At 68.6% G+C, this 14,654-nt stretch carries 10 protein-coding genes and 1 pseudogene; 6 read left to right on the top strand and 5 right to left on the bottom strand.

Going from position 1 to position 14,654, the window contains the following annotated elements; all coding sequences use genetic code 11:
• Positions 1–26 precede the first annotated feature (26 nt).
• Entirely contained in the window at positions 27–1,643 is a 1,617-nt protein-coding gene (locus tag ABKF58_RS04910) for an NAD(P)/FAD-dependent oxidoreductase (RefSeq protein ID WP_482583610.1), read from the top strand.
• A 221-nt stretch (positions 1,644–1,864) separates the two neighbouring features.
• Here the strand turns inward: ABKF58_RS04910 and ABKF58_RS04915 are convergent, their stop codons facing one another.
• Positions 1,865–1,987 (bottom strand): hypothetical protein, encoded by a 123-nt coding sequence (locus tag ABKF58_RS04915; RefSeq protein WP_482583611.1) that lies wholly within the window; start codon positions 1,985–1,987, stop codon positions 1,865–1,867.
• A gap of 249 nt (positions 1,988–2,236) precedes the next feature.
• Between ABKF58_RS04915 and ABKF58_RS04920 the strand changes: the two genes are divergently transcribed.
• From ABKF58_RS04920 to ABKF58_RS04935, 4 genes and pseudogenes are all read left to right on the top strand, one after another.
• Positions 2,237–2,428: a Lar family restriction alleviation protein gene (locus ABKF58_RS04920; protein WP_008954592.1), complete on the top strand. Its 192-nt coding sequence runs from the start codon at positions 2,237–2,239 to the stop codon at positions 2,426–2,428.
• Positions 2,429–2,668: 240 nt separating this feature from the next.
• A pseudogene (locus ABKF58_RS04925) lies at positions 2,669–4,526 on the top strand (ABC transporter ATP-binding protein).
• Between the two features lie 511 nt (positions 4,527–5,037).
• Positions 5,038–6,366, top strand: a complete 1,329-nt coding sequence (locus ABKF58_RS04930; RefSeq protein WP_482583612.1) for an MFS transporter — start codon at positions 5,038–5,040, stop codon at positions 6,364–6,366.
• A 246-nt stretch (positions 6,367–6,612) separates the two neighbouring features.
• Complete coding sequence (locus ABKF58_RS04935; protein WP_482583614.1) at positions 6,613–9,024, top strand: EAL domain-containing protein; 2,412 nt, start codon at positions 6,613–6,615, stop codon at positions 9,022–9,024.
• Between the two features lie 250 nt (positions 9,025–9,274).
• Here the strand turns inward: ABKF58_RS04935 and gabP are convergent, their stop codons facing one another.
• Positions 9,275–10,681 (bottom strand): GABA permease, encoded by a 1,407-nt coding sequence (gene gabP, locus ABKF58_RS04940; RefSeq protein WP_482583615.1) that lies wholly within the window; start codon positions 10,679–10,681, stop codon positions 9,275–9,277.
• A gap of 187 nt (positions 10,682–10,868) precedes the next feature.
• Between gabP and pdxR the strand changes: the two genes are divergently transcribed.
• Complete coding sequence (gene pdxR / locus ABKF58_RS04945; protein ID WP_482583617.1) at positions 10,869–12,449, top strand: MocR-like pyridoxine biosynthesis transcription factor PdxR; 1,581 nt, start codon at positions 10,869–10,871, stop codon at positions 12,447–12,449.
• Here pdxR and ABKF58_RS04950 read toward each other — a convergent pair.
• The 3 genes from ABKF58_RS04950 to ABKF58_RS04960 all read right to left on the bottom strand — a co-directional run bounded on the left by ABKF58_RS04950 (position 12,395) and on the right by ABKF58_RS04960 (position 14,490).
• Positions 12,395–13,180 carry a substrate-binding periplasmic protein gene (locus tag ABKF58_RS04950; protein WP_482583618.1) on the bottom strand — a complete coding sequence of 262 codons (786 nt, stop codon included), beginning with the start codon at positions 13,178–13,180 and terminating at the stop codon, positions 12,395–12,397. The two genes, pdxR and ABKF58_RS04950, sit on opposite strands and share 55 nt — an antisense overlap.
• 248 nt (positions 13,181–13,428) lie before the next feature.
• Positions 13,429–13,644, bottom strand: coding sequence for an HP1242/YdcH family protein (locus ABKF58_RS04955; protein ID WP_008954585.1), 216 nt, complete (start codon positions 13,642–13,644; stop codon positions 13,429–13,431).
• A 234-nt stretch (positions 13,645–13,878) separates the two neighbouring features.
• A complete protein-coding gene (locus tag ABKF58_RS04960; protein ID WP_482583620.1) occupies positions 13,879–14,490 on the bottom strand; it encodes a phosphorylase family protein in 612 nt (203 codons plus the stop codon).
• Positions 14,491–14,654 lie beyond the last annotated feature (164 nt).

Raw genomic sequence — 14,654 nt, forward strand, 5'->3', positions numbered from 1 at the left:
GCCGAAGCCAAGGATCTGGATTACCCATGTTGCGATTGTCTGAAATCAAACTGCCGCTCGACCACCCGGAAGCGGCGCTGCGCCAAGCCATCGTGGCTTACCTGGGCGTGCCCGACGCCGAGGTGGGCAGCTTCACCGTGTTCAAGCGCAGCTACGACGCGCGCAAATCGACGATGCAGCTGATTTACATCGTCGACGTCGAGGTCGCCAACGAGGCCGCCTTGCTGAAGAAATTCGCCAAAGACATCCACGTCGTGCCGACCCCGGACATGAGCTACCACTTCGTCGGCCAGGCGCCCAGCACCCTGGCCAGCCGACCGGTGGTGGTGGGCTTCGGCCCGTGCGGCCTGTTTGCCGGGCTGATCCTGGCACAGATGGGCTTCCGGCCGATCGTCCTGGAACGCGGCAAGAAAGTGCGCGAGCGCACCAAGGACACCTGGGGGCTGTGGCGCAAGAACGTGCTCAACCCGGAATCCAACGTGCAGTTCGGCGAAGGCGGCGCCGGCACCTTCTCCGACGGCAAGCTGTACAGCCAGATCAAGGACCCGCGCTACCTGGGCCGCAAGGTGCTGGAAGAGTTCGTCAAGGCCGGCGCGCCCGAGGAAATCATCTACGTCAACAAGCCGCACATCGGCACCTTCCGCCTGGTCAGCATGGTGGAAAAGATGCGCGCCAACATCGAGGCGCTGGGCGGCGAGATCCGTTTCGAGCACAAGGTGACCGACGTGCTGATCGAAGACGGCCCCACCGGCAAGCAGATGCGCGGCCTGGTGCTGGCCAACGGCGAACAGATCCTGTCCGACCACGTGGTCATGGCGCTCGGCCATAGCGCGCGCGACACCTTCGAGATGCTGCACGCGCGCGAGGTGTTCATGGAGGCCAAGCCGTTCTCGGTGGGCTTCCGCATCGAGCACCCGCAAACGCTGATCGACAAGGCGCGCCTCGGCAAGTACGCCGGCCACCCCCTTCTGGGCGCGGCCGACTACAAGCTGGTGCATCACGCCAGCAACGGCCGTTCGGTGTACAGCTTCTGCATGTGCCCGGGCGGCCAGGTGGTGGCCGCCACTTCCGAACCCAACCGCGTCGTCACCAATGGCATGAGCCAGTACTCGCGCGCCGAGCGCAACGCCAACGCCGGCATCGTGGTCGGCATCACCCCGGCCGACTTCCCCGGCAGCGGCCCGCTGGCCGGCATCGTGCTGCAGCGCGAGCTGGAATCGCGCGCCTTCGTGCTGGGCGGCGGCACCTACGAGGCGCCGGGCCAGCTGGTGGGCGACTTCCTCGCCGGCCGGCCGTCCAGCCGTCTCGGCTCGGTCACGCCGTCCTACCAGCCGGGCGTCATGCTGGGCGACTTGTCCAGCGCGCTGCCCGACTACGCCATCGCCGCCATGCGCGAGGCGATCCCGGCCTTCGACAAGAAGATCCGCGGCTTCGCCATGAACGACGCGGTGCTGACCGGTGTGGAAACCCGCACCTCGTCGCCGCTGCGCATCACCCGCGGCGAGGACTGCCAGAGCCTGAACGTGCGCGGCCTGTTCCCCGCCGGCGAAGGCGCCGGCTACGCCGGCGGCATCCTGTCGGCCGGGGTCGACGGCATCAAGGTGGCCGAGGCGGTGGCGCGCAGCATCCTGAAACTGGCCTGAGCCCGCCGCCACCAGGCGCCGTGAGCCGCGACAAAAAACCCCGTCAGCATGACGGGGTTTTGTTTTGACCGGCGGCTTGGAACCGGTTCAGGATCTGTTGCGAGCGGCCCTCAGCGGGGCGAAGAGCCGCACAGAAACCGGAATGTACTGGAGTACATGAGGATTTCGCGCAGCGCATGAGCCCCGATCAGGGATCGCGCAGTAAGATCATGAACTGGTTCTTACTTCTTGGCCGGCTCGCGGCCTCGGCCCGGCGGAATGATCGAGCCCGGCGCCACCACCTTCTGCTTGGCCTGCTTCGGCTTCTTGACTTCCTTGTTGCTGCGCACTTGACCCTTAGCCATTGGATATCTCCTGGCGGTGCCGGCATCGTGCCATGCCCCGGCACCACGGTAAGGCGGTTGCAGGTATCTCCCTGCAGCGGCGCCGACGGTGGCGCCGCATAAGCAGATGATAGGCCGTTCGCGCGCGGCGGGTGGCATTATCTTGCGCGGCCGCCCCGGCCAGCGCCCGCCGTGCCACGGCCGGCTTTGCGGTATCATCGGCCATTATCGGGCGGCCGCGCCGCCCCATCGCACCATCACGAGACCGCCATGAACCAGACCGTCCCCGAAACCCTCAAACCCTGCAACAAGTGCGGTTCGCGCGCCGAGCTGATCAAGAGCGGCTCGCGCCGCTACTGGGTGCAATGCACGCGCTACGCCGGCAACGGCAACTGCAACGCCATCGGCGCCCAGGCCGACAACAAGAAAGAAGCGATACATAACTGGAACAGCACGCGCTGATAACCTGTTCATGATCCTGCTGCGCGTCCCTGATCGGGGCTCATGCGCACTGCGTGCGAATCTATCACTGAGCAAATCGAAGATTTGCACGCAGTGATTCGCTCAGCGCTCAGAAATCCTCATGTACTCCAGTACATTCCGGTTTCTGTGCGGCTCTTCGCTCCGCTGAGGGCCGCTCGCGACAGACCCTGAACAGGTTCTGAGTTGTTCCTGGATACACAGGACTTAGGACACTCCCCCATGTTCGCCTGGTTCGAAAAACGGCTGCACCCCTACCCCGACACGCCACCGGCCCAGCCCCCCCAGGGCTTCTTCCCCTTCGTCTGGTCCTGTACCCGCGGCCTGCGGCCCTTGATCGCGGCGATGACCTCGCTCACCGCGCTGATCGGCGCCTTCGAGGCGCTGCTGTTCTCGATGCTGGGGTCGGTGGTGGACTGGCTGAGCAAGGTGCCGCCGGCGCAGCTGTGGCAGACGCAGCAGCACAACCTGCTGCTGTTGGCCGGCATCCTGCTGGCGAGCCCGCTGCTGATCGCGTTGCAGTCGCTGTGCAAGTACCAGGGCCTGGCCGGCAATTTCCCGATGCTGCTGCGCTGGAACTTCCACCGCCACCTGCTCGGCCAGAGCATGAGCTTCTACCAGGACGAATTCGCCGGCCGGGTCTCGGCCAAGGTGATGCAGACCGCGCTGGCGGTGCGCGAAACGGTGGTCATCGTCACCGACATCCTGGTGTTCGTGGTGATCTACTTCGTCACCATGGTGGCGGTGGTGGGCCGTTTCGACCTGGTGCTGATGCTGCCCTTCCTCGGCTGGCTGGTGCTCTACGTCGCCACGCTCGCCTTCTTCGTGCCGCGCCTGGGGCGTGCCGCCAGCGCCCAGGCCGACGCGCGCAGCCTGATGACCGGGCGCATCACCGACGCCTACACCAACATCGCCACCGTCAAGCTGTTCTCGTACGGCCAGCGCGAGGCCGGCTTCGCCAGGAGCGCGATGCAGGAGTTCATGCTCACCGCCTACCGCCAGATGCGGCTGGTGAGCGGTTTCGAGGTCACCAACCACGCCCTCAGCATGGTGCTCATCGCCAGCACCGCCGGCGCCACGCTGTGGCTGTGGAGCCAGGGCCGAGGTCGGGGTCGGCGCGGTGGCCGCCGCCACCGCGATGGCGCTGCGCCTCAACGGCATCTCGCACTGGATCATGTGGGAGATGTCGAGCCTGTTCGAACACATCGGCACGGTGCAGGACGGCATCGCCACGCTGTCGCGCAGCATCGCCGTCACCGACCGCCCGGACGCCAAGCCGCTCGCGGTGACGCGCGGCGAGGTCCGCTTCGAGGCGGTCGATTTCGGCTACGGCGGCGAGCGCAAGGTGATCGACCAGCTCACGCTGACGGTGCGGCCGGGCGAGAAGATCGGCCTGGTGGGACGCAGCGGCGCCGGCAAGTCGACCATCGTCAACCTGCTGTTGCGCTTCTACGACGTGGAGGGCGGGCGCATCCTGATCGACGGCCAGGACATCGCCCACGTCACGCAGGACAGCCTGCGCGCCCAGGTCGGCATGGTGACGCAGGACACCTCGCTGCTGCACCGCTCGGTGCGCGACAACCTGCTGTACGGCCGCCCCGACGCCAGCGACGAGCAGATGGTCGCCGCCGCGCGCCGCGCCGAGGCGCACGAGTTCATCCAGACCCTGACCGACCCCAAGGGCCGCCACGGCTACGAGGCCCACGTCGGCGAGCGCGGCGTCAAGCTCTCCGGCGGCCAGCGCCAGCGCATCGCCATCGCCCGCGTGATGCTGAAGGACGCGCCGATCCTGCTGCTGGACGAAGCCACCAGCGCGCTCGATTCGGAAGTGGAAGCGGCGATCCAGGGCAGCCTGTACCGCCTGATGCAAGGAAAGACCGTGGTGGCGATCGCGCACCGCCTCTCCACCATCGCCGCGATGGACCGGCTGGTCGTGCTCGACCGCGGCCAGATCGTCGAGGAAGGCACGCACGCCGCGCTCTTGGCGCAGGGCGGGCTGTACGCGCGGCTGTGGGCGCACCAGAGCGGCGGCTTCCTCGGCGAGGAGGCCGAGGACGACGAGACCGTGGCGGCCGGCTAGCCGAGCCCGGCACCACCGTGCCAGCCCGAGGCCAAGGTTGGCCGAAGCCGGGCTGGCGCCGGGTTTTTCCGCCCGGCGCGCCGGGCCTCACCGCGGGCACCGGCCATACCGGCGTACGTGCTGCATGGCAACAAACCAACAGAACCACCCCCTGAATGCCGCTGTAACGGCGTCCCCTTCTGCAACGACCGATTAACGAACATATTTTCGATAATCGGAATTGTCGTCCCCCAGCCCTGTTGCTACATTTTGAGCGCCACCCGTCCTCACACCCGCAGGACGACGCGCCGCCCTCCACCCGGGGGCAGAGCAAGACCCGACGGTCGCGCCGCGACATCACCGCCCCGCACGCCGTCCCTGACCAGACCCTCGGCCGCTCGCACCGCGGCACCGGGACGCCAGGCCAGCGCACCGCTTCACACCCAATAAAAACAACACTTTGTAACAACGCGATAAAACAGCGACGACGAGATTCAGACGCCGTCGCCATAAACGAATGGAGAACAACAGGATGTCGACTACCCCCACCCCCCTGACGGCGATCGCCCCCTCCGGCAGCGTCGGCGACAAGATCCGCAGCGCCTTCGCCATCGGCAAGATGCGCTGGGGCATGCTGGCGCTGGTCTTCTTCGCCACCACCATCAACTACATCGACCGCGCCGCGCTGGGCGTGATGCAGCCGGTGCTGGCCAAGGCCATGGCCTGGACCGCGCAGGACTACGCCAACATCAACTTCTGGTTCCAGGTCGGCTACGCCGCCGGCTTCGCCGCGCAGGGCCGCTTCATCGACAAGGTCGGCGTCAAACGCGCCTTCGCCATCGCCGTGGTGCTGTGGAGCATCGCCGCCGCCGCGCACGGCTTCGCCGCCAGCGCCGCCGGCTTCATGGTGTGCCGCTTCTTCCTCGGCCTCGCCGAAGCCGCCAACTACCCGTCCTGCGTCAAGACCACGCGGCTGTGGTTCCCGGCCGGCGAGCGCGCCATGGCCACCGGCATCTTCAACGCCGGCACCAACGTCGGCGCCATGCTGACCCCGCTGATGCTGCCGTTCATCCTGCAGGTCTGGGGCTGGCAGGCGGCGTTCTTCACCATCGGCGCACTGGGCTTCGTATGGCTCGTGTTCTGGCTGCGCAACTACTACAACCCGGAAGAGCATCCGCGCGTCAGCCAGCAGGAACTGGCCTACGTGCAGCAGGGCGTCGAACCGGCGCCGGCCAAGGTGCCCTACTCGCGCATCCTGAAGATGCGCGGCACCTGGGCCTTCACCGTGGCCTACGCCATCACCTCGCCGGTGTTCTGGTTCTACCTGTACTGGCTGCCGCCGTTCCTCAACCAGCAGTACCACCTCGGCATCAGCGTGACCCAGATGGGCCTGCCCTTGATGGTGATCTACCTGATGGCGGACTTCGGCAGCGTGTTCGGCGGCGCCGTGTCGTCGTACCTGATCTCGCGCGGCATGGCGCCGGTACGCTCGCGCCTGGTGTCGATGCTGGCCTTCGCGCTGTGTATCTCGTCGATCGTGTTCGCCGCCGGCGCCAGCAGCCTGTGGATGGCGGTGCTGTTCATCTCGCTGGCGGTGGGCGCGCACCAGGCCTGGACCGCCAATATCTGGAGCGTGGTGATGGACACCTCGCCCAAGCACGTGGTGAGTTCGGTGTTCGGCTTCGGCGGCATGATCAGCGCCATCGGCGGCATGTTCATGACCCAGCTGGTGGGCTATGTGCTGACCGTCACCCACAACAACTACGCCGTGCTGTTCACCATGATCCCGGTGGTCTACTTCATCGCGCTGGCCTGGCTCTACTTCATGGCGCCGCGGCAGGTGGAAGACGCCGCCGCATAAGCGCGGCCTTCCCCGGTGGCGGCAGGGCGGTCGCGTCGACCCGCCTGCCGCCCGCGACGGGCCGGCCGACGCCGGCCCGTCGGCTTTTTCCCGCCCCCACTTCCCGCCCTGCCCCCTCCCCGCCGACCCGGCACGCCCGCCACAGCGCGGCGCCGATCCTCAGCGACGTCATGATGCCGCCGCGTCAAATGTGTTAAAAACACCTCTACGCCTCCTCACACACCCTTTTGGCAAGGCCGAAACCGCATGTCATCCGCTGCCCCTCTTCCCGACCTTGCCGCGCTGCTGGCGCAACGGGTCGATCTCGATCCGGCCGAGCTGGCACGGTACGACCTCGAGCAGCACCCGGCGCTGGCCGACACCGCCCTCCTCGGCGCCGCGCTGCACGACTTCCTGCAGCGCCAGCCGGAGACCGGCGAGCGCTTCGGCGACGCGGCCGACGCCGCGCTGCGCCGGCTGGTCGAGCACAAGGTAAGCCACTTCGCCGCCCTGCTGACGCGGCCCTGGGCCGGGGAGTCGCTCGACGCCGGGCTGGCGCTGGGACGGCAACAGCATGAGTACGGACTCTCCACCGCCTGGCTCAGCAGCGCGCACCGGGTGTATCTCGACCACCTGGAGCAGCGCGTGGGCGGCCTCGCCCTGGCGGCGGACGACCGCGCCGGCCTGACCGCGGCGCTGCGCAAACTGGTGTTCTACGACCTGCTGCTGCAACTGAGCGGCTACCACGCCGGGGCGGAAGCGGTGAGCCAGGGCGAGGCGCAGCGCCTGGCGCGCCTCAACCGCCTCTACATCACCCTGAGCCAGGTCAGCCACATCGCCGCGCGCAACGTGCGCCACCTCGGCTCACGCGAGCTGGCGGCGCAGACCCTGCTGCGCGAGGTATGCGAAACCGTGGTCGAGCACGGCGGCATCCACATGGCCTGGGTCGGCTTCATCGATCCGGCGTCGCAGCGCATCGACCCGTTCGCCTGGGCCGGCGCCGACGCCGCGCGCTACCTGGTCGGCATCACGGTGTCCACCGACCCGGCGCGGCCGGAAGGCCAGGGCCCCTCCGGCCGCGCGGTACGCAGCGGGCAACTGCAACTGCTCGAGGACTCGCTCAACGCCCCGAGCTATCACGCCTGGAGCCAGCACGCGCTGCGCCAGGGCTTCCGCAGCAGCGTGGCGACGCCGCTGTGGCGCGACGGCGCGGTGATCGGCGTGCTCAACCTGTACGCCGCCGCGCCCGGCTTTTTCGGCGCGGAAGAACAGCGCCTGGCCAAGGCCATCGCCGACAAGATCGACCTCGCGCTGGGCCACCTCGACGACCTGGAACGGCAGCGCCAGGCCGAGGCCCGGCTGCTGCACCAGGCCACCCACGACCCGCTCACCGGCCTGCCCAACCGCACCCGCCTGTTCCACCGCCTGGAGCAGGCGCTGCAGGCGGACGCCGCCGACCGGCTGACGGTGCTGATGCTCGACCTGGACGGCTTCAAGGACATCAACGACCTGTTCGGCCACAGCGCCGGCGACACCCTGCTGTGCCGCATCGCCGAGCGCCTGCGCGCGCTGTGCCGCCCCGCCGACGTGGTGGCGCGCATGGGCGGCGACGAGTTCGTGGTGCTGCTGGAACAGCTGCCCGACCCGCACACCGCGCGCAACGCGGTGGAGCAGATCATCAGCGCCGTGCGGCGCCCGGTGCCGCTGCCGGACGGCGAGGTCAGCGTCAGCACCAGCATCGGCATGGTGACCGGCAGCGCCGGCGTCAGCGCCGATACCCTGCTGCGCCAGGCCGACATCGCGCTGTACCGCGCCAAGTCGCTCGGGCGCGACCAGTACTGCCTGTTCGACGACGAACTGGAACGCCAGCTCAAGCAGCAGCAGACCACGCGCCACGCCATCCGTGCCGCGCTCGACGGCGACGAGCTGGCGCTCTACTACCAGCCCAAGGTCGACCTGCAAAGCGGCGCGGTGATCGGCGCCGAGGCGCTGATCCGCTGGCTGGTCGACGGCGAGGTGCGCGCCCCCGGCCGCTTCCTGCCGGCGCTGGAAGGCACCGAACTGCTGGGACAGATCGACAGCTGGGCGATCCGCCACGCTATCGCCCAGGCCGCGCACTGGCACCGCCACGGCCTGCCGCTGCAGATTTCGGTCAACGTCTCCGCCATCTCGTTGCGCCGCCCGGCGTTCTTCGGCGAACTGCGCGCGCTGCTCGCCGAGGCCGCCCTGCCGCACCAGGCGCTGCAGCTGGAGGTGCTGGAATCGGTCAGCCAGGACAGCCTGCAATACATCATCGACTGCCTGCAGGCCTGCAAGGACATCGGCGTGTCGCTGGCGCTCGACGACTTCGGCACCGGCGCCTCCTCGCTGCTGCACTTGCAGCGCATCCAGCCCGACGTGATCAAGATCGACCAGCGCTTCGTGCGCTCGATGCGCGAACAGCCGGAAAACATCGCCATCATCAAGAGCGTCAGCACCTTCTCCCAGCTCTCCGGCCGCACCGTGATCGCCGAGGGCGTGGAAACCGAGGCCATCGGCCAGGACCTGCTGGCGCTCGGGGTGCGCTTCGGCCAGGGCTACGCCATCGCCCGGCCGATGCCGGCGGCGGACTTCCCGGTCTGGGTCAGCCAGTGGCGCCCGCCCGCGGCATGGCGGGGCCACGCCGCGACCGCATCCTGACCCAGCCCCGCCGGGTGGCAGGGTTGGCCGAAGAGGATGCCGCCGCCGCTTGGGCGTGAGCCGCGTGGGGCCGAACACAGGCAGCCTGCTTATCGCGGCAAGTAAATTGGTCGACCAGCTTGCGGGTCCCGCCCCCACACGTTGGCCGAAGATCCCCAACACCAACAACAAAGCCCATCGGCCGCGAGGCACGATGGGCTTTGTGTTGCCGCGCGACGGTCACGCCGCCGCGCTGGGCTCAAGGACGCCGTTACGAGCGGGCGGCCGCGGCGGCCACCGCCGGACGACTCTTGCTCCACGGCGTGCCGAACAGGCGCGAGCGGGCCCAGCCCACCACCAGCAGCGCCAGCGCCAGCACGCCGGTGCCGATCACCTCGATCTGGTGCTCCGGACGGATCGCCATCATCGCCACCACGGCGCAGATGAACAGGATCACCGCCCAGGTCAGCCACGGGAACAGCCACATCTTGAACGCCGGGGTCTCGCCCTTGGCGATCATGCGCTGACGCATGCGCAGCTGCGAGATGGCGATCACCAGGTACACCAGCAAGGCGATGGTGCCGGAGGTAGCCAGCAGGATGTCGAACACCGCCTTCGGCATCAGGTAGTTGGCGATCACGGTGAGGAAGCCCACCACCATCGAGCCCAGCACCGCCTTCTGCGGCGTGCCGTTGGCGGCGGTTTCGCCGAACATCTTCAGCGCATCGCCACGGGAGGACAGCGAGTACAGCATGCGCGAGGCGGTGTAGAGCGCCGAGTTGAGGCAGCTCGCCACCGAGATCAGCACCACCACGTCGACGATGGCCTTGGCGTTGGGGATGCCGATCAGCTCCAGCGTGCGCTGGTAGGAACCGGACGAGGCCAGGAGCGGGTCGTTCCACGCCACCAGCGCGGTCACCACGAAGATCGAACCCAGGTAGAACAGGCTGATACGCCACACCACCGAGTTGGTGGCCTTGGTGATCTGCTGCTGCGGGTTGTCCGATTCGGCGGCGGCGATGGTGACGATCTCGGTGCCTAGGAAGGTGAACATGGTGGTCAGCATCGCGCCCAGCACGGCGCCGAAGCCGTTGGGCATGAAGCCGCCGTGGGCGACCAGCTGCGACACCCCGCTCACCTGGCTGCCCGGGATGAAGCCCATGATGGCGGCGCCGGTGATGGCGAGGAAGGCGACGATGGCCACCACCTTGACCAGCGCGAACCAGAACTCGAACTCGCCGTAGTTCTTGACGCTGAACAGGTTGGTGATGGTCAGCAGCACGGTGATGCCGAGCGCGAACAGCCACATCGGCACGCCGGCAAACCAGGTGTGCAGGATGGTGGCGGCGGCGTTAGCCTCGAGCGGGATCACCAGCACCCAGAACCACCAGTACAGCCAGCCGATGATGTAGCCGGCCCAGTGGCCGATGGCGCGGTCGGCGTAGGTGGAGAAGGAACCGGTATCCGGAGCGGCGACGGCCATCTCGCCCAGCATGCGCATGACGAGCACCACCAAGAGGCCGGCGATGGCGTAGGCGATCAGCACCGCCGGGCCGGCCTCGGCGATGGCGTGGCCGGAGCCGACGAACAGGCCGGCGCCGATCACACCGGCGATCGACAGCATGGTGACGTGACGTTGCTTGAGGCCGTGACTCAGGCCTTGGGATGAAACACTCATGAATAGATTCTCCTGACTACCCGGCCTCCGTGTGCAGAATGCGCCGGGGCCTGTGCTCGGCTGCGGCAAGGGGGCAGCGGCCGGCGTGTTATCGGTTTTTTTTATGCATGGGGAAATGCAGCGTGCGAGTGTAAGCGCGGATTGGCGATACAATTAGACCCAATCCGGTTTTTTTGATGGAGCCATTTTGGCCCGCACGCCCATGTCGCCACGTCCCAGCCCCGCTTCCTCCGCCACGCCCTCGCTGCTGACCGACCTGCTGCAGCTGCATTTCGACCCGGCCAGCAGCGAGCCCAACAACCAGCAGCTCTACCGCCTGCTGCGCGACGCCATCCTGCACGAAACGCTGCCGCCGGGGCTGCGCCTGCCCTCGTCGCGCCAGCTCGCCGCCGAGCTCAGCCTCGCCCGCAACACCGTGATCCACGTCTACGAACGGCTGGGGGCCGAGGGCTACGTCGCGGCCGGGGTCGGCCAGGGCACCTTCGTGCTCGACACGCGCCCGGACAAGCTCGCCAGCCGCGACGCGGCCGGCCCGGCGCGGCCGGTGCCGGCCACCCCGGAGGTGGTGATCTCGCGCCGCGGCGCCGAACTGGTGGAACAGGCCGGCGCCGGCGAGAAGCAATGGGGCGCCTTCATGCCGGGGGTGCCGGAGGTGCGCACCTTCCCGTCGCGCACCTGGATGCGGCTGCACAACCGCCAGTGGCGCAAGCCGCAGCCGGACCTCTTGACCTACGCCGTCGGCCCCGGCCTGCCGGCCTTGCGCAGCGCGCTGGCCGACTACCTGCACAGCTCGCGCGGGGTGCGCTGCACGCCGGAGCAGATCATCGTCACCAACGGTTCGCACTCGGCGCTGCAGCTGATCGGGCTGTTGCTGGGCGACGCCGGCGACGCCGCCTGGGTGGAGAATCCGGGTTACTGGGGGGTGCACAGCGTGTGGCGCAGCGCCGGGCTCGACACGCTGCCGGTACCGGTCGACGGCGAGGGACTGCAGGTGGACGAAGGCGCCCGCCTCGGGGTGCCGAGGCTGATCTACGTCTCACCCTCGCACCAGTACCCGCTGGGCGCGGTGATGAGCCCGGCGCGTCGGCGCCGCCTGCTCGCCTACGCGCGCCGCCACGACAGCTGGATCGTCGAGGATGATTACGACAGCGAATTCCGCTACGGCCGCCCGCCGCTGCCGTCGCTGCAGGGGCTGGACGGCCACGGTCGGGTGATCTACCTCGCCACCTTCTCCAAGGTGATCTACCCCGGGCTGCGTCTGGGCTACATGGTGGTGCCGGAGGCGCTGGTGGAAAGCTTCCAGACCGGTCTGTCCGAGCTGTTCCGCGGCGGCCAGTACCTGACCCAGGCGGTGCTGGCCGACTTCATTGCCGAGGGCCACTTCGTCTCGCACATCCGCCGCATGCGCCACCTCTACGCGGCGCGGCGCGAGGCGCTGCTGTCGGCCATCCGCCAGCATTTCGGCGACGAATTCGCCATCCACGACGGTGCCGCCGGGCTGCACCTAGTGCTGGGCCTGCCGGACGGCAGCGACGACCGCGCCGTCACCGCCGCGGCGCTCGCGCGCGGCATCCTGACCCGGCCGCTGAGCGCCTACTACCGTGGCGACGGCCCGCACCAGCCCGGCCTGCTGCTGGGCTACGCCCACGTCGACGAGGACGACATCGCGCGCCACTTCGCCACGCTGGCCGGGGTAATCGGGGGTGAGGGAACTCAACGCAGCGCCGGCTTGAACCACGGCCGGCCCTGCGGCGCCGGCAGGCGGTAGCGCTTCGCCAGCGCCTCGTAGAAGCCCTGCTGGCCGAGCTGACGCAGCGCCTGGTTGAAACGGTCGCGCGCCGTGGCATCGTGGAAGGCCAGCCGGTACGGCGTGGGCGGGAACAGCGCGAACGGGCACAGCGACGGCGCCGTGTCGAGGCCGGGGCCGAGTTCGTCGTTGAGCTGCAGGAAGACGTTGATGTCGCTCACCGCGACGTCGGCGCGGCCGTTGTAGAGCAGGCGGTTGAGGGTGATCTGCGGCGACTGCTCGACGTAGTCGGGATTGCCCGCCGCCATCGCCGCGTAGTCCGGGCCGAGAAAGCGCCGCGCGTTCTGAAACGCCGCCACCCGGTAACGACCGAGCTCCGGCACCGCGTCGAGGCGGAGCTGGCGGCGACACAGCGTGATCGCGGCATTCTGGTAGGTGATGTAGGGATCGGACAGGTAGCCGCCGTCGTTGGCGATGGCCGCGTCCACCCGCCCGGCGGCGAGCCACTGCTGGGCGCGCTTGTTGGGGGCGAACGACACCTGCGGCTGGTAGCCGGCGGCGCGCAGCGCGGCGGTGACCAGTTCGTACTCCACCCCGCGCTGCTCCTCCGCCATCACGTACGGCGCCTTGGTCTCGCCGATGGCCACGCGCAACGGCCCGCCGGACGGCACGGCAGCGGCCAGCGCCGGCAGCAACGCGCACAGCAAGGCCGCCCAGCGGCGGCCCCGGTGCCTGGTGTGGATACCCTTCATGACCTTCATCCCGAGGACGAGCGCGCCGGCAGTGCCAGCGCAGTCGGCGTTTACATGGCATGGCATTGTGCATCGCGGCGGCCGGGGTGCCATGAGCCAGATCAACCCCCGCCGCCGGCCGCATAGACAAAAGGTTGGCCGAAGCCCCCAGCGAGGCTTCGGCCAACCTTGTCGCCGCCCTGGCGACCCGCGCCGGGCATTGTAGACCAACCGCGCCGCCGCGTCGGCAGTGCGCGGCGCGGCGCCGATCAGGCCGCGGCGTTTTTCAGTATCTGGTACAGCTCGTCCTTGAGCTTGAGCTTTTCCTTCTTCAGGTTCTCCACGTCTTCGGCGCTGCCCGCCTCGAGGTGCGCCTCGATGTTCTTGATCTGCTGGTCGAGCGCGTTGTGCTTGTCGAACAGGCGCGCAAAATGGGCGTCTTCGGTCTTGAGCTGGCTGATACGGTCGCGAAATTCGGGAAACATGACATCCTCCAAAGGTGGCGGGCCGCGCGGCGGCGGCAGGGGTTTCATGCCATGGTAGACGCCCCCCGGACCGCCGTTCTTGATTTAACGCAGAGAACCGCCTGCGCGCCTCGCCCCGCCGGCATCGGCCGCGCCCGGCCCGTGGCGGGGCGACGAAGGCCGGCCGCACGGAAGGGAGCAACGGGTGCCTGGCCGCCCCCTCCGCACGGCGCATGGCCCGTACGCCCCGCGTGCTCAGGCCGGCGCTGCGCCGGCGTCCTCCCGCTGCAACACGTCGATCAGGCGGTGCAGACCGTCGGTCAGCGCCCGCACCGAGCCTTCCAGGTCCCAGTCGTCGTGCCCCGGTTTCACCACGTTGGAAATGGCGCGAATCTCGATGAAACGCTGCCCTTCCTGCAGGCAGACGTGGAAGAACGCCGCCCCCTCCATGTTCTCGATCTCCACCTCGCGGCTATCGATAAAGGGCGCCAGCGCTGCGTTCAGCGACACGCTCTTCGCCTGCGCGAACCCGGCCGGCAACGCCGGGCACGCCAGGGTATGGCGGCGCTCGAACGCCATGTCGAGCGGCAGATGCGCCAGGTGGGTGAAGCCCTCGGGCGTGAAGAAGCCCAGATCGCCTTCCACCTCCGACGCCACCAGCACCACGTCGCCGATCCGCAGGCCGGCGTGCGGGTACACCCCGGCCACGCCGGCCAGGATGATGACGTCGGGCTTATGCTGCTGGATCGCCTTCAGCGTGGCGTAGGCGGTGGCGGTCAGCCCGACGCCGGAAACCACGGTGGTGACGCCGGGGTGGGAAAACAGGCTCGCCTCGGTGGCGGTGGGAAACAGCACGGTGATGTTCATGGCAATCCAGCAGTTCTGAGCGTAGCGACGTCGGCATTGTAAAACGGATACGCCGGGGCAGCAGCCGGCCCCATCCACCGGCTATAGTGAACCGAAGAACCGGTCCACGATCTGCCACGCGCGGATCGCAGGCGCGGTGGAGCACTGCGGCGACGGGCCCCGGC

This window comes from Pseudogulbenkiania sp. AW2-16 (genome assembly GCF_056824575.1).

Coding starts and splice junctions, on each gene's coding strand:
- ABKF58_RS04910 (WP_482583610.1), top strand. CDS start 27: ATGTTGCGATTGTCTGAAATCAAACTGCCGCTCGACCACCCGGAAGCG.
- ABKF58_RS04915 (WP_482583611.1), bottom strand. CDS start 1,987: ATGGCTAAGGGTCAAGTGCGCAGCAACAAGGAAGTCAAGAAGCCGAAG.
- ABKF58_RS04920 (WP_008954592.1), top strand. CDS start 2,237: ATGAACCAGACCGTCCCCGAAACCCTCAAACCCTGCAACAAGTGCGGT.
- ABKF58_RS04930 (WP_482583612.1), top strand. CDS start 5,038: ATGTCGACTACCCCCACCCCCCTGACGGCGATCGCCCCCTCCGGCAGC.
- ABKF58_RS04935 (WP_482583614.1), top strand. CDS start 6,613: ATGTCATCCGCTGCCCCTCTTCCCGACCTTGCCGCGCTGCTGGCGCAA.
- gabP (WP_482583615.1), bottom strand. CDS start 10,681: ATGAGTGTTTCATCCCAAGGCCTGAGTCACGGCCTCAAGCAACGTCAC.
- ABKF58_RS04950 (WP_482583618.1), bottom strand. CDS start 13,180: ATGAAGGGTATCCACACCAGGCACCGGGGCCGCCGCTGGGCGGCCTTG.
- ABKF58_RS04955 (WP_008954585.1), bottom strand. CDS start 13,644: ATGTTTCCCGAATTTCGCGACCGTATCAGCCAGCTCAAGACCGAAGAC.
- ABKF58_RS04960 (WP_482583620.1), bottom strand. CDS start 14,490: ATGAACATCACCGTGCTGTTTCCCACCGCCACCGAGGCGAGCCTGTTT.